This window comes from Massilia sp. Bi118 (assembly GCF_918697865.1).
Taxonomy (GTDB): Bacteria; Pseudomonadota; Gammaproteobacteria; order Burkholderiales; family Burkholderiaceae_D; genus Telluria.
Genome location: NZ_CAKKMV010000004.1, coordinates 325,454 through 345,114, shown reverse-complemented (window position 1 = coordinate 345,114; position 19,661 = coordinate 325,454). Strand labels below are relative to the sequence as shown.

Genomic DNA, 19,661 nt, shown 5'->3' with positions numbered 1-19,661 from the left:
AGTGGTGGTGGCTTGCGGGGCGCCACCGGGCGCTCTGCACAGTGGTAAAATGCGCGGTTAATCGAAAACCCCCGCAGGAAGGTTCCCAGTGCTCAGTACAGCCAACATTACGATGCAGTTCGGCGCCAAGCCGCTCTTCGAAAACATCTCCGTCAAATTTGGCGACGGCAACCGTTACGGCCTCATCGGCGCCAACGGTTGCGGCAAGTCGACCTTCATGAAGATCCTCGGCGGCGACCTCGAGCCGTCCGGCGGCAACGTCTCGCTCGACCCGGGCGAGCGTCTCGGCAAGCTGCGCCAGGACCAGTTCGCCTACGAAGACGTGCGCGTGCTCGACGTGGTCATGATGGGCCACACCGAGCTGTGGAACGCGATCACCGAGCGCGACGCGATCTACGCAAACCCGGAAGCGACCGACGAAGACTACATGAAGGCCGCCGAGCTCGAAGGCAAGGTCGCCGAATACGACGGCTATTCGGCCGAAGCGCGCGCCGGCGAACTGCTGCTGGGCCTGGGCATCGGCACCGATTTGCACCAGGGCCTGATGAGCGCCGTGGCGCCGGGCTGGAAGCTGCGCGTGCTGCTGGCCCAGGCCTTGTTCTCGGATCCGGACATCCTGCTGCTGGACGAACCGACCAACAACCTGGACATCCACACGATTTCCTGGCTGGCGGACATGCTCAACCAGCGTAACTCGACGATGATCATCATCTCGCACGATCGTCACTTCCTGAACTCGGTCTGCACCCACGTCGCCGACATGGACTACGGCACCCTGAAGGTCTATCCGGGTAACTACGACGACTACATGGAAGCCTCGACCCAGGCTAGGAACCAGCAGCTGGCGAACAATGCCAAGGCCAAGGAAAAAGTGGCCGAGCTGCAGGAATTCGTGCGCCGCTTCTCGGCCAACAAGTCGAAAGCCCGCCAGGCGACTTCGCGCGCCAAGCAGATCGACAAGATCAAGATCGAGGAGTTCAAGCCGTCGTCGCGCGCCTATCCCTTCGTTCGCTTCGAGGGCGAGAAGAAGCTGCACCGCCTGGCCGTCGAGACCGAAGGCCTGTCGAAAGCCTACGACCGTACCCTGTTCAAGAACTTCTCGATCATGGTCGAAGCCGGCGAGCGCGTCGCGATCATCGGCGCTAACGGCGCCGGCAAGACCACGCTGCTGCGCTGCATCGGGGGGCACGAGATCACTGGCCTGGATGCCGACACCGGCCGCATCAAGTGGGCGGAGAACGCGAATCCGGGCTATATGCCGCAGGATCCGACCGAGGAATTCGCTACCGACCTGAACCTGACCGACTGGATGGGTAACTGGACCCAGGAAGGCGACGACGACCAGGCCGTGCGCTCGATCCTGGGCCGCCTGCTGTTCGGCGGCGACGAAGTCAAGAAGTCGGTGCGCGTGCTGTCCGGCGGCGAGAAGGGCCGCATGATGTACGGCAAGCTGATGCTGGGCCGCCACAACGTGCTGATGCTGGACGAGCCGACCAACCACATGGACATGGAATCGATCGAGTCGCTGAACGTGGCGCTGGACAAGTACGCCGGCACCCTGATCTTCGTGTCGCACGACCGCGAATTCGTGTCCTCGCTGGCGACTCGCATTCTCGAGGTGAAGGAAGACGGCGTGGTCGACTTCCAGGGCAATTACGAGGATTACCTGAAGAGCCAGGGTCTCGAATAATTTTTTGTGACGCAAACATAAAAATAGCGTGGGCACGGGGTGCCCACCCTACATTCGTCGTAGGGTGGGCACCCCGTGCCCACGAAACCATGGTGACATTGATATGAATACCATTGCTCCAATCAAAACCTTCGAATACGACCGCCCCGTAGGCGGCGTATGCTCGACCTCGGAAGCCTGGGCACGCGTCCCGTCGCCCGTCGAGGCGCTTGAGAAGGAAGCCCTGAAAGACCACATCCGCCGCCTCCTGAAAGAGAAGGAAGCGGTGCTGGTGGCCCACTACTACGTGGACGCCGACCTGCAGGACCTGGCCGAGGAAACCGGCGGCTGCGTCTCCGACTCGCTGGAAATGGCGCGCTTCGGCCGCGATCATCCGGCTAAAACCCTGGTCGTCGCCGGCGTGCGCTTCATGGGCGAGACGGCAAAAATCCTCAGCCCCGAAAAAACCATCCTGATGCCGGACCTGGACGCGACCTGCTCGCTGGACCTGGGCTGCCCGGCCGACGAATTCGCCGCCTTTTGCGACCAGCACCCGGACCGCACCGTGGTGGTCTATGCCAATACCTCCGCCGCCGTGAAGGCGCGCGCCGACTGGATGGTAACTTCGTCGATCGGCCTCGATATCGTCGAATACCTGCACAAGCAGGGCAAGAAAATCCTGTGGGCCCCGGACCGCCACCTGGGTTCTTATATCCAGAAGAAGACCGGCGCCGACATGCTGATGTGGCAGGGTTCCTGCCTGGTCCACGACGAATTCAAGGGCATCGAACTCGACCTGCTGCGCGCCCAGTATCCGGACGCGAAAGTGCTGGTACACCCGGAATCCCCTAGCAACGTCGTCGAACAGGCCGATGCAGTCGGCTCGACCACCCAGCTGATCGATGCCGCCCGCACGATGGACGCCACCACCTTCATCGTCGCCACCGACAACGGCATCCTGCACAAGATGCGCGCCGCCGCACCGGGCAAGCACTTCATCGATGCGCCGACCGCCGGCAACAGCGCCACCTGCAAGAGTTGCGCGCACTGCCCGTGGATGGCGATGAACGGTTTGCAGAACCTTGCCGACGTCCTTGAAAAAGGCGATAAGGAGATTCACGTCGATCCGGAAATCGGCAGACAAGCCAAGCAGGCGATCGACCGCATGCTGGATTTCGCCGCCGCCAAGAAAGCCAAGGCCCTGCCGACCGGTTCGCTGGAGCAGGAAAGCAAACTGTTTAATGGAATCGGCCCCGCATGAGCACCCTGCGCAACCCCCACGCCGAAGAAGGCGCATTCGATGAGAAACTGCAGGCCGCCTTCGAGCAGAACCTGCTGGCTGCGCTGCTCGAAGACATCGGCACCGGCGACCTGACCGGCAAGCTGGTGCCTTCGGCCCCGCGCGCCCGAGCCCGCGTGATCGTCCGCGAAGAAGCCGTGCTGTGCGGCGCGCCCTGGTTCGAGGGCGTCATGCTGGCCGTCGACCAGGACATCGAGATCGACTGGAAGTATGCCGAAGGCGACACGATGGCCGCGGATAGCGTGGTTTGCACGATCGAAGGTTCGCCGCGCTCGCTGCTGACCGCCGAACGCGCGGCCCTGAACTTCCTGCAACTGCTGTCCGGCGTCGCCTCCGCCACGCGCAAGTACGTGGATGTGGTAGCCGGTACCCGCGCCAGAATCCTGGACACCCGCAAGACCCTGCCGGGCCTGCGCCAGGCACAGAAGTACGCGGTGCGCGTGGGCGGCGGCGCCAACCAGCGCATGGCGCTGTACGATGGCATCCTGATCAAGGAAAACCATATCGCGGCGGCGGGCGGCATCACCCCTGCGCTTCAGGCGGCAACGGCGCTGAACGCAGGCGTGACGATCCAGGTCGAGGTGGAGTCGATTGCCGAGCTGGAAGAGGCGCTGGCGGCCGGCGCCGTCTCGGTGCTGCTGGATAATTTTGACCTCGACATGATGCGCGACGCGGTCCGCATCAACGAGGGCCGCGCGTTGCTCGAGGCTTCCGGCGGCATCAACATGCAGACCGTGCGGGCAATCGCCGAGACGGGCGTCGACCGGATCTCGATCGGCAGCCTGACCAAGGATGTGCGGGCGACTGATTATTCGCTGAGGATCGTCGGCTGACCGCCGTGATGCACCATCCCTGCCGCAACGATGACGGCGAGCTCGTCGTCATCCACCGTCCCAGCTCGGCCACGCCCTCGGCGCACTGGGCGGAGCCGGGCGCGCTGGCAACGGCCGTGCCGGTCTGCCAGATGCCGGCCAGCTTGAATGGCCTCAGCCTATCTCCTGCGCCCGGCATGCCCGATGCAGACGAAGGCGTCGACGAACCGCCGTTCACCCTGCCGCCGGGCATGCGCGCAGCGGCTGGCGCCGTCGTGATCGAAGATGACGGCCGGGTCTGGCTGGTCTCGCCGACCAACGGCTACGGCGGCTACACGACCACCTTCCCGAAAGGCCGCGTCGACCCGGGCGGCACGCTGCAGCAGACCGCCATCCGCGAGGTCTACGAGGAATCCGGTCTGCTGGTGCGCCTGGACGCCTTCCTGATCGACGTCCCGCGCACCAAGACCTACACCCGCTACTACATCGCGAAGCGTATTGCCGGCTGTCCGTCCGCCATGGGCTGGGAGACCCAGGCCGTGCACCTGGTGCCTGCAAGCCGCCTGGAGGAGATCGCGGTGCATCCGAACGACGCCGCCATCATCCGCGCCGCCCGCGCCTGGCTGGCGGCGCGCTAAGCCTCAGACCCCGCTCTCGCTGGCCCGCGCCAGCGCCTCTGCTTGCGGCGTGCGCGGGTACAGATGCTCCCCGACCTTTGACGCGATCGACTCGATCGCTGCCATGACCTGGTCCGGATGCGCATAATGCGTCATGTGCCCGACGCCAGGCTGCAGTTGCAGCTCACTGTCTGGAATCCGTTCGTTCAGGCGCTCCGCGTTGTGGCTGAAGTCGACGATCTTGTCCTGGGTTCCGGCGACGATGACCGCCGGCACCTTGAGCTCGGGATAGCGCTTGGCGAGCGACATCGCCGCCGGCACCATCAGCGCACTTTCGGCCGCGCTGGCGCGCAGCTGGCTCGGCCGCAGGGCCATCCAGGGCGGCATCGCGCGGAAGGCGTCGGCCACCGGCATCGGCGAAAACACCCGTTTCGTGAGTGGCCGCCACATCATGCGGGTCAGCAGCGGGGACACTGTGTAGCGCATCAGGTCGCCGATCACCGGAATCGCGGGGCCGGAACCCAGCGGCGCATCGAGGCGCAGACTCGGATAGTAATAGCCGGACAGCAGCACCAGGCCACGCACGAAATCGGGCGCCTCCAAGGCCATCGAGAGCGCCACCAGCGTGCCCCAGGAATGGCCCAGCATGATGGCGGACTCGACATCCAGCTCCTGCAGCGCATGACGCAGCAGGCGCGCCTGGGCCTGCGGCGTCCAGACCTTGGTACGCGGACGCTCGCTGTAGCCGAAGCCCGGGCGGTCGAAGGCGATCACGCGGTAGTGCTCGGCGGCGCGGTCCAGCAGTCCGCTGTGCTCGAAATCGTTGGCCAGCACGCCATTCCCGTGCAGCAGGACCAGTACCGGGCCTTCGCCCTTTTCCAGGTAGTGCAGGCGCACGCCATCGACCGTTACGAAGCGCCCTTGGGGCGGATTCTCGGCCTCGGCCTCCCTGGTTTTCGCGCGCACGTAGAAAAATGATGCGGCCAGGCCCAAACCGGCCGCCAGCGCACCGGCTTGCCAGCCTTTGATCTTGTTCGTCACAATGTTCCCCCGTCAAGTTGAATGGATGGTGTGTTCTTCTTGTCTCCAGAGCGGGTCCGTTCGAGCAGCTCGAGCACGAGGGGCAGGAGCTGTTCACTGGATTCTTCGATTTTGATGTCGAGCAGATCGTCGGCGCGCGTGCGGCCGAGATTGATGGCAGCGATCGGCTTGCCGCTGGCCCGGGCCATGCGGCAGAAGCGGAACCCCGAATACACCATCAGCGAGGACCCGACCACCAGCAGCGCATCGGCGCGCTCCATCTGGTCGAGGGCGATGGCGGTGCGCGCCGCCGGCACGTTGTCGCCGAAAAAGACGACGTTCGGCATCAGGGTACCGGCGCAGCATACGCAGTGCGGCAGGCGGAAGTCGGCCAGCTCGGCCGGCTCGACCGAGGCGTCGCCGTCCGGCAAGGGTGTTGCCTCGGCGTGCAGCATGTGCGGGTTGGCATCGGCCAATTGCCCCTGGACGAAGGCGCGCGGGAACAGCGCCGAGCATTCCAGGCAGACCACCGAGTGGATATTGCCGTGCAGCTCGAGTACGCCGTGGCTGCCGGCCTGGCCATGCAGGCCGTCGACATTCTGGGTCAGCACCGAACCGATGTTGCCGATCTTTTCCAGGCCGGCGATGGCGAAGTGGCCGGGGTTCGGCCGCGCCTTCGACAGCACCGGCCAGCCGATCATGCTGCGCGCCCAGTAGCGCTTCCGGACATGCTCGTACTTGCGAAAATCCGGCCCGTGGATGGGCGGGCGGCCGCGGCGGGTGCCGTCGCGGTCGCGGTAATCGGGAATGCCGGAGGCGGTGGACAGGCCGGCGCCCGTCAGCACCAGCGCGCGCGGGTGGCGATCCAGGAATTCCGCCAGCTGTGCCGCATGATCGTGCGCAGCGTGGTCATGGACGGTAAAACCTTCTGCCATTGTGGTGTTTCCTCGTTGGGCTTCTTCCCTTGAGATCGTAACACCTTGCTTCCAGGCTGGTCGCGCAGGAGAGCCGTGAGCTGGAGCCGAATTTCAGCGCCGGCTGGAAACGACGATGCCGCCCACGATCAGGGCGAAGGCCAGGCCGTGATAGGTATGCGGCAAGTCGCCCAGGAAGGCCGATGAGAGCAAGGCCGCGAACAAGGGCGTCAGGTTGACGAAGAAGGCGCCGATGCCGGGCCCGGCGCGGCGGATGCCGGCGCCCCACAGCGCATAGGCCAGCACGGCCGGACCGGCGGCGACGAACAGCAGCGCCGCCGCCAGCTTGCCGCTCCAGGCGATGGCCGGCGCACCGATCGACCACTCGATGCCGCTGAACAGGCCGGACCACAACAGACCATAGGCCACCTGAACCGCCAGGAAGGCCGCCCAGTCGCCGCGCAGCGCCGGCTCGTCTTTCGGCTGCAGCAGCATCCAGCTGTAGAAGGACCAGGCGATGGTCGCCAGGATCATGTAGAGGTCGCCGGCCACCAGGCGCAGGCCCAGCAGCTGGTGCACGTCGCCGCGGCATAGCACCACCAGCACCCCGAGTATCGACAGGACCGCGCCGGCCACCTGCCAGCGCCGTACCGGCACGCCAAAGAACAGCCTGCCTACCAGCATCATCCACACCGGCATGCCGGACGCGACCAGGGTCACGTTGATCGGGGTAGATGTCTGCAGCGCCAGATACTGAAAGGAGTTGTACAGACCGATGCCGGCCAGGCCCAGCAGCGCGTAGCGGCGCCAGTTGCTCAGAGCGCCACTGCCCGGACGGAAGGCGGCGCGGGCCAAAGGCAGCAGGATGACAAGGGCGATCAGCCAGCGCAGCAGGTTCAGCGTCATCGGCGGCACGGCTTCGCGCACCAGGCGGCCGACGATGGCGTTGCCGGCCCAGAGGAGGGGCGGGACCGTCAGGAGGAGGATGGTGGAGGGGGAAAGTTTTTGGTTCATCTACCCGGCCGTCGTCCCCGCGGAGGCGGGGACCCAAGTTTGCGTGAATAGGTGTTAGTTAGGCCGGTAATCCGCGCCGAACTTGGGTTCCCGCCTGCGCGGGAACGACGTATTACCGGCGCCGGGGCGTCAACACACTAGGCAGCGCCTTCGGCAAAGTATCCGGATAATCCCGCGAATAATGCAGCCCGCGGCTCTCATGCCGCGACAGCGCGCTTTTGACGATCAGCGCCGCCACCTCGACCAGGTTCCGCAGCTCCAGCAAGTCATTGGTGACGCGGAAATTGCGGTAATACTCGTCGATCTCTTCTTTCAGCAGGCGGATGCGGTGATGCGCACGCTCCAGGCGCTTGGTGGTACGCACGATGCCGACGTAATTCCACATGAAGCGGCGCAGTTCGTCCCAGTTGTGGGCAATAACGACCTCTTCGTCGGCGTTGGTGACCCGGCTTTCATCCCAGGCCGGTAGCGCGGGCAACGCGGCGGACGGCGCCGCGGCGATCTGGTGCGCGCAGGCGCGGCCGACCACCAGGCATTCCAGCAGCGAATTACTCGCCAGACGATTCGCACCATGCAGGCCGGTATAGGCCGTTTCGCCGACCGCGTACAGGCCCGGGATATCGGTGCGGCCGGCCAGGTCGGTGACGACGCCGCCGCAGGTGAAGTGCACGGCCGGCACCACCGGAATCGGCTGCTTCGTGATGTCGATGCCGAGCTCCAGGCAGCGCGCGTAGATGGTCGGGAAGTGTTCCTGGATGAATCCGGGCGGCTGGTGTGAAATGTCCAGGTGGACGTAATCCAGGCCGCGCTTCTTCATCTCGAAGTCGATGGCGCGCGCCACCACGTCGCGCGGCGCCAGTTCGCCGCGTTCGTCGTGGGCCGGCATGAAGCGCGTGCCCGCGGCCGTGCCGGCTTCCGGCGGCAGCTTCAGCAGGCCGCCTTCACCGCGCACCGCTTCGCTGATCAGGAAGGACTTCGCATACGGGTGATAGAGGCAGGTCGGATGAAACTGGATGAACTCCATGTTCGACACCCGGCAGCCGGCGCGCCAGGCCATCGCGATGCCGTCGCCGGTGGCGGTGTCCGGGTTGGTCGTGTACAGGTAAACCTTGCCGGCGCCGCCGGTGGCCAGCACCGTATGCTCCGCTTCGAAGGTCAGCACCTTGCCGCTTTTCTCGTCCTGCACGTAGAGGCCGTAGCAGCGCGGCTGGCCGACCAGGCTCGGGGCGCCGCTGTGGACGCCGGTCGCCCCCAGCTTGTCGGAAGTAATGACGTCGATCGCGCAGTGGTGCTCGAACAGCGCGATGTTCGGGTGCGCACGCACCTTCTGCTCCAGCGTCACCTGCACCGCGTGGCCGGTGGCGTCGGCGGCATGGATGATACGGCGCTGGCTGTGGCCACCTTCGCGGGTCAGGTGAAAGCCGAGTTCCGCGGTTTCGTCGCGGGTAAAGGGCACGCCTTGCTCGATCAGCCATTCGATGGCTTCGCGTCCGTGCTCGACGATGAAACGGGTGGCCGCCTCGTCGCACAGGCCGGCGCCGGCCACCAGGGTGTCGGCGATGTGCTGGTCGTGGCTGTCGCCGGAATCGAGGACGGCGGCGATGCCGCCCTGCGCCCAGTTGCTGGCGCCGTCGAGCAGTTCGCGTTTGGAGATGATGGCGACCTTGCGGGTCTGTGCCAGGTGGAGGGCAACGGAGAGGCCGGCCAGGCCGCTGCCGACGATAGCAACATCAAATTTCATAATGCTTTGATTTTGTAAAGAGGCATCACTATAGACGATTTGTGGTTCGATTGTTGGAGTGCCATCGACCGTCAATTAACGTGATGCATCACGATTTACTCAGCACCTTCTCATACACTTGCCGGTAGCGTGTGGCCATCAACTCCCAGCTGCGCCGCGTACGCATGAACTCGCAAGCCGCCCTGCCCAACGCATCGATACGCCAAGGCTCGGCAAGCAGCGCCTGGATCGCCTTCACCAGTCCGTCCCGCTTGCCCGCTTCGAACAGGATGCCGCTGTGACCGTGCACCAGCAACTCGCGATGACAGGCCAGGTCCGATGCGACCACCGCGCAACCCTGGGCCATCGCATTGAGCAAGTGACGGGACGGTTCGAAGAATGGCCGGCGCTCCAGCCCCGGGAACACCGCGATATCCGCCCGTGGCAGGACGTCGGCCGCCCGCCGGTACGACAGTGGCCCCGCGAACACGACATGCCCGCGCAGGGAGGACTGGCCCAGCCGCCGTTCGAAGCGCGCCTCCTCGGGGCCGCCGGCAGCAACCAGCAGCCGCAGCGATGGATGCTGCCGGCGCAATTGAGCCAATGCCGCCAGCAACAGATCGAGACCATCATCCGGCATCAGTCCGCCGGCATACGCCAGCAAGGGCGCGCCGAGCAGGTCCGGCATCCTGGCGCTGGCCAGCCGTCCGGGAGGAAGGTCGGGCGCCGGCGGAATCACCGCGATGGTCCGCCCGACCAGCCCATCGGCCCGCAGGGCGGCACGGACCTGCGCAGTGCCTGCCGCAATCGCATGGGCAGACCCAAGCGCCCAGCGCTCCGCCCGCGCAAACGGAAAAGCTGGCGCTGCCTGTCCGCGCCGCTCGGCCTCCACCACCAGGGGAATCTTCGCCAGCCGCGCCACTGGCCATGCCGCGACCGCATTCGCACTCGGCAGATGGACGTGGATCAGGTCCGGCCGGGTCAGCTTTGCCACCTGCCGCAGACGCAGCGCCAGCGCCGCCGTCGACATCGCCGCGCCAAGACGCGAACCGGGCTCGGCGCGGCCAACCAAAGGCAGCCGGCGCAACACAGGCGTACGGTAGAAATGCCAGCCCTCACCGGCAGCTTCCCCGGCGGCATGCCCCGGCCCGGTCAGGTGCACGGTCTGCACGCCCTGCATGCGCAAACCCTGCAGCAGCGCTTGCGTACGCCGGCTATAGTCGCTGCACCGCGGCGCGGAATGGTCGAGCAGGTGCAGAACGCGCATGCAAGGGCCCGCTCAAGCCTCGCGCCTGGGAGATTCCGGCGTTTCGGCGCCGGTCAGCCCATCGTAGACGGCAAGATAGTCGCGCGCCATCGCCGGCATGCTGTGCCTGGCGATCACCTGGCTGCGGGCACGTGCGCCATGCCGCGCCGCCATTTCCGGAATCCTGCAATAGTCCGACACCGCCGCCGCCAGCAGCTCCACCGATAGCGGCGGCACCAGGATGCCGGTAAAGCCCGCATGCACCAGCTCGCTATTGCAGCCGACCGCCGTCGCCACCACCGGCAGGCCGCTGGCCATCGCTTCCAGGATCGCGTTCGAGCGGTCCTCCTGCAAAGCCGGCAGCACGAACAGGTCCATCGCGCGCAGCAGCTGGGCGGTGTCGCCGCGGGCGCCAGGCAACCAGGCGCGTGCGCCGGCGCCGGCGCGGTTCAGCATTGCCTGGCATTCGGCGCGGGCCGGACCGTCGCCGATGATCATCAGGCGCAGGCGCTGGTGGGCGGGATGGGGTGAGGCGATCAGGCGCAGGAAGGCCTCGACCAGGCTTGCGTGGCCGGCGCTGTCATCCATGCGGGCGACGCTGCCGATGACGAATACGCCGTCATGCATGAAGCCGGCCGGGCCGACGGCGGCGGCCGGCCCCAGGCGCGGATGAAACTGCACGCTGTCGACCCCATTCGGTATCTGCGAGACGCGCATCGGTTCGGCGCCGATGGCATCGACCAGCCAGTGTTCGAGATCGCTGCTGTCGGCGATGAAGTGGTCGACCAGCGGACACAGCAGGCGCCGCAGCAGCCGGTCGCGCACGCCGATGCGCCCGCGGCCGGCCAGTCCGCGCCCGTGCTCGGCATGCACGCGCAGCCGCACGCCGGCCAGCGCCGCCACCAGCTGGGCGGGAAGGCCGGAACAATTGCGGGTGTGGATCAGGTCGGGCCGCAGGGTGCGCAGCACGCGGTAGAGCTGCCGCCAGGGCAGCTGGCCTTCATCGCGCTGGTGCAGGTTGAGGACGTCCACCCCATGCTCGCGCAGGCCGGCTTCGTAGTCGCCCTGGTCGCGCAGGCAAAGGATGGTATGCCGGTAGCGTTCGTCCGGCAGGTGGCGGATCAGGTTCAGGAGATCCATGTCCAGCTTGGCGCTGGCGAGCGATTCGACCAGATGCACCACCAGCCTGGTCCGTGTGTGCGCTTTGCCGCTCGCTGCTTCGGCCAGCCCCGCGTCGTCCACGGCCGGCGGATGCTGCCCACCCATCCCGGCCAGGTCCGGAAACGACTGTGCATGGCGGTGGATGCGGTTCATTCGGCATGGACTCCGGCGCTAAACCGCAATTATATTTCCGGCCCATCGTGCGTTTTTCGCGCTTGTTGGCATCGTTGATGGGTCTCAAAAAAGCTGTGCTTCGATGGTTCGCCGCCGCACCGACCCGGATTCTTGCGGTCGCTAAGATGGGTAAAAATACTTCACCATGAGGACAATCCGATGAGCACCCACCACGCCGCAGAAGTGGCCAAGCTGGCCGAGAAAGTCAAGCACGTACGCTTCCCGATGTTCACCTGGCAGGACCCCCACGGCCACCTGCTGAGCCAGCCGATGACCCAGCAGCAGGTCGACGACGAAGGCGGGATCTGGTTCTACACCTCGACCCTGACCGCGCTATGGGAGTGCATCGCCCACCGCCCGCAGGTCAACCTCGGCTTTGCCGACAACGACAACAGCCTCTATGTTTCCGTCAGCGGCACCGCCGAGCGCGTGGTCGACCGCGAGCGCATCCGCGCCATGTGGAACTCCGCCGTGCAGGCCTGGTTCCCGGCCGGCCCCGAAGACGAGCACGTGGTCCTGATCCGCGTCGATCCGCACTCGGCCGAATACTGGGATTCGAACGACAGCAAAATGGTCCGGATCTTCGCCATGGCCAAGGCCGCCATCACCGGCGACAAGCCGGATCTCGACAGCGAACACAAGACGATCCGCCTGGAGTAAAGCGTTCCTCTCTTGCAATAGTCCCGTCTGCTGACGTACAGTACACGCTTCTCTTCACAGGAGCGCGAATGAACCAGGCAGGGCAGGGACTGGCGAGCATTTATGCGGCGCTGGCCGCAACCGCACCGCTCGAGCTGGCGGCCAACGTCTTTACGGCGGTCGCCATCGTCCTCGCCGGACGGAATAACGTCCACACCTGGTGGACCGGCATCGCCGGCACCGCGCTGTTCGGTCTCCTGTTCGCACAGAACCGGCTGTACGCCGACGTCGCGCTGCAGGTGTTCTTCGTCGTCACCGGCATCATCGGCTGGTGGAAGTGGCTGCGCGGCCAGCATGGCGAACCGCTGCCCGTCACCCACGCCGGCGCCAACAGCCTGCTGTGGATCCTGCCGCTGGGCCTGGGTGCAACCGCCGCCTACGGCGCCATACTGCACCACTTCACGAACGCCTACGCGCCTTTCATCGATTCCGCCGTGCTGGTTTTCAGCATCATCGGTCAGCTGCTGATGATGCAGCGCCGCGTGGAGAACTGGGGCTTCTGGCTGCTGGTGAACACGATCGCCACACCGCTGTATTTCAGCCGCGGGCTGCACCTGACCGCCGTCCTGTACGCCGGCTTCTGGATCAACGCCCTGGTTTCCTGGCGCAACTGGCACAAGCTGGCCGCGCCGCCATCCCTCGAGAACATCCGCCCATGAAACTGAAAGCAATCGCAGCCACCCTGGCCGCCCTCGGCATTGCCGCTTCCGTCCACGCCGCCTCGGGCGAGCATGTCGTCGTCGTCCGCGCCGGCAAGCTGGTCGACGTGGTCGCCGGCAAGGTACTGGAGAACCAGACCATCCTGATCAAGGGCGAGCGCATCGCCGCCGTGGGGCCGAGTGCCAGCGTGAGCGTGCCGGCCGGCGCGGAAGTGGTCGACCTGTCGGGCGCCACCGTGCTGCCCGGCCTGGTCGACGCCCACGTCCACCTGACTGGCAACCCGAACCAGCATGGCTACGCCTCGCTGGGCGTGTCCGACATCCGTGCCGCCATGTACGGCGCCCATTCGGCCCAGGTGACGCTGAACGCCGGCTTCACCACCGTGCGTAACGTCGGCGCCAGCGGTTTCGGCGATATCGCCCTGCGCGACGCCATCAACGAGGGCGAACTGCAAGGGCCGCGCATGCGCGTGGCCGGCTACGCGCTGGGCATCCAGGGCGGCCATTGCGACAACAACCTGCTGCCGCACGATTTCCATTACACCGAAAACGGCGTGGCCGACGGCCCGTGGGCGGCGCGCGCCAAGGTGCGCGAAATGGCCAAGTACGGCGCCGACACCATCAAGATCTGCGCCTCGGGCGGCGTGCTGTCGAAAGGCGACGAACCGGGCGCCCAGCAGTTCACGCTGGAGGAAATGAAGGCCATCGTCGAGGAAGCGCACAAGCTCGGCCGCCGCGTGGCCGCGCATGCGCACGGCGCCAGCAGCATCCGCGACGCCATCCTGGCCGGCGTCGATTCGGTCGAGCATGCGAGCCTGGTCGACGACGAAGGCATCCGCCTGGCGCGCGAAAAGGGCACGTATTTTGTGATGGACATCTACAACGACGACTACATCCTGCAGGAAGGCGCCAAGGCCGGCATGCTGCAGGAATCGCTGGACAAAGAACGCGCGCTCGGCCAGCTCCAGCGCGACAACTTCCGCAAAGCCTTCAAGGCCGGCGTCAAGATGGCTTTCGGCACCGACGCCGGCGTCTACCCGCACGGCGACAACGCGCGGCAGTTCCACTACATGGTCCAGTACGGGATGAGCCCGATGCAGGCTATCCAGGCGGCGACCATCAACGCCGCCGACCTGCTGGGCTGGAAGGACCGCATCGGCTCGGTCAGCAGCGGCAAATATGCCGACCTGATTGCCGTCGACGGCGATCCGCTGAAGGACCCGGCCGAGCTGACCCGCGTGAAGTTCGTGATGAAGGGCGGGGCAGTCGTCAAGGGCTCGTCCGCAAGCCGCTGAGCCCGGAGTTCATTCGTACGAATCCATTCTCTGTCGCGTGCTAGGCTGGACGCCTATCACTCGACGGAGGATGAGATGTCCGATTTTCAGCACCCGGAATACCAGGCCTGTATCGACGCCTGCAACGCCTGCGCGGCGGCCTGCGACAACTGCTCGACGGCCTGCCTGCAGGAAGACGACGTGAAAATGATGGCGCGCTGCATCGCGCTGGACATGGACTGCGCCGCGATCTGCCGACTAGCTGCCGGCTACATGGCGCGCGGCAGCGACTTCGCGGCCCGACTGTGCCGCCTGTGTGCAGAAATCTGCACGGCCTGCAGCAATGAATGCAGCAAGCACCAGATGGACCACTGCCAGGCCTGCGCGCAAGCCTGCCGCCGCTGCGCGGAGGCTTGCATCGCGATGGACGGCGCGCCCTGATCAGGGATGATGCGGCGGCGCCAGGTCGGCTTCCGACTGGTTGCCGCCGGTCTCTGGCGTGCCGAGTCCGGTCTCCTGGATGCCGGCCTGCTGGCTGCGTGTGTCCTGGGCGCCACGTGCGGTCGCGGTAGCCGCGGTGCCGGCGCCTTCCGGTCCGCTTGCGGCATCGACCGCGTGCTGAAGCTTGTCACCCTGGGTCTTGCCGGATACCCCCGCGCCGGCGATTTCCTCGTCACGCGGTTTGGTCAGGGCGTCGCCGCCGCTGCCGCCCGTTTCGGCCATGGATTCGTGGGTGAGGGTGGATCCAGCCTCGCCGCTGGTGGCCCCGCCGATGCCCAGTGCGGGGGAATCGCTGTTCTTGCTCTCTGATGCGCTCATGGTTGCTCTCCCATTTGCATGATGAGCGATTATCGCCCGGCGCCTGCTTGCATGCTGTCGGCGCGGACAGCGGTGTGCTGTAGGACGCTGGCGCAAATCCCGGTCTACCGTTAGCATGTTCGTTAATAAAAAGCGAACAATCGCGGGGGGAGAGATGGGCGCATCCATACCAGCACAGGTCCACGAGGTCCTGATCGTCGGCGGCGGTTTTGGCGGCATCGGCATGGCCGTCATGCTGAAGCGTGCGGGCATCCGCGATTTCCTGATCCTCGAGCGCGGCGCGGGTGTCGGCGGGGTCTGGCGCGACAATACCTATCCCGGCGCCGCCTGCGATGTGCCGTCCCACCTGTACTCCTTTTCCTTCGAGCCGAATCCGGACTGGTCGCGCCGCTTCGCCAGCCAGGACGAGATTCACGCCTACCTGCGCCACTGCGCGGACAAATATGGACTGGCCGATCACCTGCGCTGCCATGCGGAAGTCAGCGAAGCGGCTTTCGACGAGCCCGCGGGCTTATGGCGGGTGCGCCTGCGCGATGGCGAGGAACTGGCCGCACGCACGCTGATCACGGCGACCGGGCAGCTGAGCAATCCGATTCTTCCGCGGATCGAAGGCATCGAGAGCTTCCGCGGACCGGCCTTCCATTCGTCGCGCTGGGATCATGGTGTTTCGCTTGCCGGCAAACGCGTCGCCGTGATCGGCACCGGCGCGTCGAGCACCCAGTTCGTGCCGGCGATTGCGCCATCCGTGGCGAGCCTGGCGGTGTTCCAGCGCTCGCCGTCGTGGATCATCCCGCGTCCCGATAAGCCATACCCGGCCTGGCGCAAGGCGCTATTCAAAGCGATGCCCTGGACCATGCGCCTGCACCGCGCCATCATCTACAGCCAGTACGAATCGCGGGCCCTGGCGTTTACGCGCGCCCGGTGGATCCTGCAGGTGGCCGCCGGGATGCCGTTCCGCCGCATGCTGGCGCGCCAGGTGCCCGACGCTTCGCTGCGCGCCAGGCTCACCCCGGACTACCCGATCGGCTGCAAGCGTGTCCTGCTGTCCAGCGACTACCTGGAAACCTTCAGCCGCCCGAACGTCGAACTGGTCACCGAGGGCATCGTCCGCATCACCCCGGACGGCATCGAAACCGCCGACGGCAAGCGGCACGCGGCCGATGTCATCGTCTACGGCACCGGCTTCGCGGCGACGCGCTTCCTGGCGCCGATGCGCATCACCGGCCGCGGCGGCCTCGATCTGACCGCGGCATGGGCCGGCGGCGCCTCGAGCTATCTGGGCATGACGGTGCCGGGCTTCCCGAACTTCTTCATGCTGTACGGACCGAACACGAACCTCGGGCACAACTCGATCATCTATATGCTGGAGAGCCAGTTCGCCCACGTGCTGCGGGCGCTGGAAGCACGGCGCGTAAGCGGCGCGACGGAGATCGAAGTCCAGGCTGCGCCGCACCGGGCGTTCAATGCGTCGATTCAGGCCCGGCTCGAGAAGAGCGCCTGGGTCGGCTGCAACAGCTGGTATCTCGATGCGAATGGCCGCAACACCGTCAACTGGCCCGGCTTCACGCTGAGCTACCGCTGGCTGGCCAGGCATGCGCGCCTGAGCGCCTACCAGTTCACGCGGCCCGGCGCCGTCCCCTATGAAACCAGGGTGCTGCCGCCGCCCTCGCGCCTGGAGGAAGTGTTCGCGGCACAGAACCGGCTGCTGCTGCGCGCGGTGTTCCGGCCGCTCGTGGGGCCGCCGCTTGGACTGCATGCACAGCGCCGGGTGGTCGACGTGCTCGGCCTACTGATGCCGGCAGCGCTCAGGGTCGGGCGTGAACGGTGCATGCTGGGCGGCGTGCCGGCAGTCCTGGCGCTGCCGCGGCATGCGTCCGCGGGCGCCATCCTGTATCTGCACGGCGGCGCGTTCTGCCTGGGCTCGACATGGAGCCATCGCGGCCTGACGACACGGCTGGCGCGTTCGTCCGGTGTACCAGTGTGGACGCCGGACTACCGCCTCGCGCCAGAGCATCCATATCCCGCGGCCCTGGACGACGCCGTCGCCTGTTATGACGCGCTGCTGGCCGGCGGCCTGCGGGCGAACCAGATCGTGGTGGCGGGCGATTCGGCCGGCGCCGCGCTGGCGATGGCTTTGTTGCTGCGCCTGCGTCTGCGGCAGCGGGAACTGCCGGCCGGGGCGGCCATGCTGTCGCCGGGCGCCGACATGGACGTGTCAGACCCCGGCATCGAGGCGAGGGCAGGGATAGACCCGATGCTGCGCCCGGCCTGGCTGCGGCAAGCCTTCGGCGCCTATGCCTGCCCGCCGGACGCGCCGGAACACAGGCCGCTTGCTGCCGACCTGGCGGGTTTCCCGCCGCTCCTGATCCAGGTGGGCAGCGACGAAATCCTGCTAGGCGATGCGCAGCGCCTGGCCGCGCACGCGCAGGCATGTGGCGTCGATTGCGGGCTCGAGGTCTTCGAGCAGCGCTGGCACGTTTTCCAGCTGCAGGGGGCGCAGCTGGCCAGCGCGCGCTCGGCCATCGACACGATAGGAGAATTTGCCCGGGAGCGGCTGGCGGCGCGCGGCGGGGAAGGGGACGCGAGCATCGCCGCAGGCCACGTCGAGCATGACGAAAAGCCGGTGCCCGCTGCGCCCTGAGCCGCCGATCAGACGGGGATATCCGAGGTGCCGCCGCCCGCGCTGCCGAAGCTTTGCAACTGGTCCAGGCTCAGGCGCCGCTCGTTGAGGGCAGTGACGATGGCCTCCAGCTGCTCGGGATCCGGCTGGATGTAGATCATGCGCTGCTCGAGCTGCTGGTCCCAGTAGGGCGTGTAGGGGACATCGGTTTCCGGCATGACCTTGGCCTTGAAGCTGCCATCCTGCAGTTCGCCGACCAGGGTGATGCGGGTGGTGTCCGGGGTGGTGTTGTTGACGGTGATGCTCATGCCTGGCCCTTTCAATACGATCGTGGTGAAGCAATTCTCCCGCACGCCAGAAAAGAGTGCAGCACGCTTGAAGGAGGGACTAGCGCACGCCTGAACGCACGAGCCGCCCACTCACGCTACCATACCAGGAAGACCTGCCATAAGCCGGAGACCCGTGTGCGTGCATCCTGATGCGTAAGCTGTTCGACAATGCTCTTCGCTACACGCCGGCCCGCGGCAGGGTGGCGTTCGACCCGGCGCCGAGCGAAGACGGGGCGTTGCCGCGCTTCGAGGACGCCGCACCGGGATGGATCGGTGCATGAAGCCGCGCGCCAAACGGTGCTTGCGTGCGTTGCTCGTGTCGGCCTGCACGGTCTTCGTGGCGCTGCTGGTGTTCAACCTCAGCCTGGGCGACAAGCAGATTGACCGGCCGATCCAGGGCTTCCATTCCACCCACGACCCGCAGTTCGTGCGCACGATGGGCGTCTTGCTCGGCCCCGATCTGGTCAGCGGGAACAAGGTGGAGGAACTGATCAACGGCGACCGGATCTTTCCCGCCATGCTGGACGCGATGCGGTCCGCGCGCCGCAGCATCACCCTCGAAAGTTATATCTTCTTTTCGGGCAGCATTGCGCGCGAATTCGTCGACGTTCTGTCGGAGCGCGCCCGCGCGGGCGTCAAGGTGCTCGTCCTGCTCGACTGGGTGGGCGGGCAGATCGACGCCGCCCAGCTGCGACGCTTGCGCGAGAGTGGCGCCCAGGTGCGGCGCTACCATGCGCCGCGCTGGTACAACCTGCAAAGGCTGAACAACCGGACTCACCGAAAGCTGCTGGTGGTCGACGGCCTGACAGGATTCACCGGCGGCGTCGGCATTGCCGACAAATGGCGGGGCGACGCGCGCGGTCCCAACGAGTGGCGCGACACCCATTTCATGGTGACGGGCCCGGTCGTGGCGCAGATGCAAGCCACTTTCGCGGACAACTGGATCGAAGCCACCGGCGAAGCCCTGCACGGCGACGCCTTTTTTCCCGAACAGCAGAAGGGGGAGGGCGTGCGGGCGCACATGTTCAGCGCGTCGCCAGGAGGCGGGGCGCAGAGCATGCAGCTGCTCTACCTGATGTCGATCGCGGCCGCCGCCAAAACCATCGACCTGAGCGCCTCTTACTTCGTGCCGGACGAAGCGGCCATTGCCGAGCTTGCGGCCGCGGCGCGGCGCGGCGTACGCGTGCGCATCATCGTCCCAGGGGAGAATATCGACTGGAACGTCGTGCGGCGTGCATCCCGGTCACGCTGGGGACCATTGCTGGCAGCAGGGGCGGAGATCTACGAATACCAACAAACCATGTACCACGTGAAGATGATGATCGTCGATGGCATCTGGGTGACGGTGGGGTCGACCAACTTCGATCCGCGCTCGTTCGCCATCAACGACGAAGCGAATCTCGATGTCTTCGACGCAGGATTCGCCAGGCGCCAGACGGCGGTATTCGAGGCCGACCTGGAGCGCGCCAAAAGGATAGGCCTGGACGACTGGCGAAACCGGGCGTGGCAGGACGAGATACTGGACCGGGCCGCCGGACTGCTGGGATCGCAGCTGTAAAAGCTGCCGGCCGAGCATCGCGAACCCATTTCTTTAACTCGACATTACCAAATATA

Annotated in this window: 19 protein-coding genes; 11 read left to right on the top strand and 8 right to left on the bottom strand. The window is 66.2% G+C overall.

What is annotated here, in order from left to right:
• The first annotated feature begins 88 nt into the window (after positions 1-88).
• The 4 genes from LQV39_RS08410 to LQV39_RS08395 all read left to right on the top strand — a co-directional run bounded on the left by LQV39_RS08410 (position 89) and on the right by LQV39_RS08395 (position 4,419).
• Positions 89-1,690: an ABC-F family ATPase gene (locus LQV39_RS08410; protein WP_230023314.1), complete on the top strand. Its 1,602-nt coding sequence runs from the start codon at positions 89-91 to the stop codon at positions 1,688-1,690.
• A gap of 103 nt (positions 1,691-1,793) precedes the next feature.
• Positions 1,794-2,930 (top strand): quinolinate synthase NadA, encoded by a 1,137-nt coding sequence (gene nadA / locus LQV39_RS08405; RefSeq protein ID WP_230023311.1) that lies wholly within the window; start codon positions 1,794-1,796, stop codon positions 2,928-2,930.
• A complete protein-coding gene (gene nadC / locus LQV39_RS08400; RefSeq protein ID WP_230023308.1) occupies positions 2,927-3,802 on the top strand; it encodes a carboxylating nicotinate-nucleotide diphosphorylase in 876 nt (291 codons plus the stop codon). Before nadA ends, nadC begins: the two co-directional genes overlap by 4 nt.
• Positions 3,803-3,810: 8 nt before the next feature.
• Positions 3,811-4,419 (top strand): NUDIX hydrolase, encoded by a 609-nt coding sequence (locus LQV39_RS08395; RefSeq protein WP_230023510.1) that lies wholly within the window; start codon positions 3,811-3,813, stop codon positions 4,417-4,419.
• Positions 4,420-4,422: 3 nt separating this feature from the next.
• Here LQV39_RS08395 and LQV39_RS08390 read toward each other — a convergent pair whose 3' ends face one another.
• From LQV39_RS08390 to LQV39_RS08365, 6 genes are all read right to left on the bottom strand, one after another.
• Complete coding sequence (locus LQV39_RS08390) at positions 4,423-5,439, bottom strand: alpha/beta fold hydrolase (protein WP_230023306.1); 1,017 nt, start codon at positions 5,437-5,439, stop codon at positions 4,423-4,425.
• Complete coding sequence (locus tag LQV39_RS08385; RefSeq protein ID WP_230023305.1) at positions 5,436-6,353, bottom strand: NAD-dependent protein deacetylase; 918 nt, start codon at positions 6,351-6,353, stop codon at positions 5,436-5,438. Before LQV39_RS08385 ends, LQV39_RS08390 begins: the two co-directional genes overlap by 4 nt.
• 93 nt (positions 6,354-6,446) lie before the next feature.
• Positions 6,447-7,346 (bottom strand): DMT family transporter, encoded by a 900-nt coding sequence (locus LQV39_RS08380; protein WP_230023303.1) that lies wholly within the window; start codon positions 7,344-7,346, stop codon positions 6,447-6,449.
• Between the two features lie 112 nt (positions 7,347-7,458).
• On the bottom strand, positions 7,459-9,087 hold the full coding sequence (nadB, locus tag LQV39_RS08375) for an L-aspartate oxidase (protein ID WP_230023301.1): 1,629 nt from the start codon (positions 9,085-9,087) through the stop codon (positions 7,459-7,461).
• 88 nt (positions 9,088-9,175) lie between these two features.
• A complete protein-coding gene (locus LQV39_RS08370; RefSeq protein ID WP_230023299.1) occupies positions 9,176-10,333 on the bottom strand; it encodes a glycosyltransferase family 4 protein in 1,158 nt (385 codons plus the stop codon).
• A gap of 12 nt (positions 10,334-10,345) precedes the next feature.
• Positions 10,346-11,626: a glycosyltransferase gene (locus LQV39_RS08365; protein WP_230023297.1), complete on the bottom strand. Its 1,281-nt coding sequence runs from the start codon at positions 11,624-11,626 to the stop codon at positions 10,346-10,348.
• A 180-nt stretch (positions 11,627-11,806) separates the two neighbouring features.
• Here LQV39_RS08365 and LQV39_RS08360 point away from each other — a divergent pair, with 180 nt between their 5' ends.
• The 4 genes from LQV39_RS08360 to LQV39_RS08345 all read left to right on the top strand — a co-directional run bounded on the left by LQV39_RS08360 (position 11,807) and on the right by LQV39_RS08345 (position 14,720).
• Complete coding sequence (locus tag LQV39_RS08360; RefSeq protein WP_230023296.1) at positions 11,807-12,307, top strand: pyridoxamine 5'-phosphate oxidase family protein; 501 nt, start codon at positions 11,807-11,809, stop codon at positions 12,305-12,307.
• 68 nt (positions 12,308-12,375) lie between these two features.
• Positions 12,376-13,005 carry a nicotinamide riboside transporter PnuC gene (gene pnuC / locus LQV39_RS08355; protein WP_230023294.1) on the top strand — a complete coding sequence of 210 codons (630 nt, stop codon included), beginning with the start codon at positions 12,376-12,378 and terminating at the stop codon, positions 13,003-13,005.
• Positions 13,002-14,300: an amidohydrolase family protein gene (locus tag LQV39_RS08350; protein WP_230023292.1), complete on the top strand. Its 1,299-nt coding sequence runs from the start codon at positions 13,002-13,004 to the stop codon at positions 14,298-14,300. Before pnuC ends, LQV39_RS08350 begins: the two co-directional genes overlap by 4 nt.
• Before the next feature lie 75 nt (positions 14,301-14,375).
• The gene (locus LQV39_RS08345) at positions 14,376-14,720 is read left to right on the top strand and encodes a four-helix bundle copper-binding protein (protein WP_230023290.1); all 345 of its coding nucleotides are present in this window, start codon (positions 14,376-14,378) and stop codon (positions 14,718-14,720) included.
• Here LQV39_RS08345 and LQV39_RS08340 read toward each other — a convergent pair whose 3' ends face one another.
• Positions 14,721-15,098, bottom strand: a complete 378-nt coding sequence (locus LQV39_RS08340; protein WP_230023289.1) for a hypothetical protein — start codon at positions 15,096-15,098, stop codon at positions 14,721-14,723. It abuts the gene before it with no gap.
• Positions 15,099-15,252: 154 nt separating this feature from the next.
• Between LQV39_RS08340 and LQV39_RS08335 the strand changes: the two genes are divergently transcribed.
• Entirely contained in the window at positions 15,253-17,739 is a 2,487-nt protein-coding gene (locus tag LQV39_RS08335; RefSeq protein ID WP_230023287.1) for an alpha/beta hydrolase fold domain-containing protein, read from the top strand.
• 8 nt (positions 17,740-17,747) lie between these two features.
• Here LQV39_RS08335 and LQV39_RS08330 read toward each other — a convergent pair whose 3' ends face one another.
• Positions 17,748-18,026 (bottom strand): hypothetical protein, encoded by a 279-nt coding sequence (locus LQV39_RS08330; RefSeq protein ID WP_230023284.1) that lies wholly within the window; start codon positions 18,024-18,026, stop codon positions 17,748-17,750.
• A 170-nt stretch (positions 18,027-18,196) separates the two neighbouring features.
• Here LQV39_RS08330 and LQV39_RS26355 point away from each other — a divergent pair, with 170 nt between their 5' ends.
• Both LQV39_RS26355 and LQV39_RS08325 read left to right on the top strand, forming a co-directional pair.
• Positions 18,197-18,328, top strand: a complete 132-nt coding sequence (locus tag LQV39_RS26355) for a hypothetical protein (RefSeq protein ID WP_290368561.1) — start codon at positions 18,197-18,199, stop codon at positions 18,326-18,328.
• Positions 18,325-19,605 carry a phosphatidylserine/phosphatidylglycerophosphate/cardiolipin synthase family protein gene (locus LQV39_RS08325; RefSeq protein WP_230023281.1) on the top strand — a complete coding sequence of 427 codons (1,281 nt, stop codon included), beginning with the start codon at positions 18,325-18,327 and terminating at the stop codon, positions 19,603-19,605. Before LQV39_RS26355 ends, LQV39_RS08325 begins: the two co-directional genes overlap by 4 nt.
• Positions 19,606-19,661 lie beyond the last annotated feature (56 nt).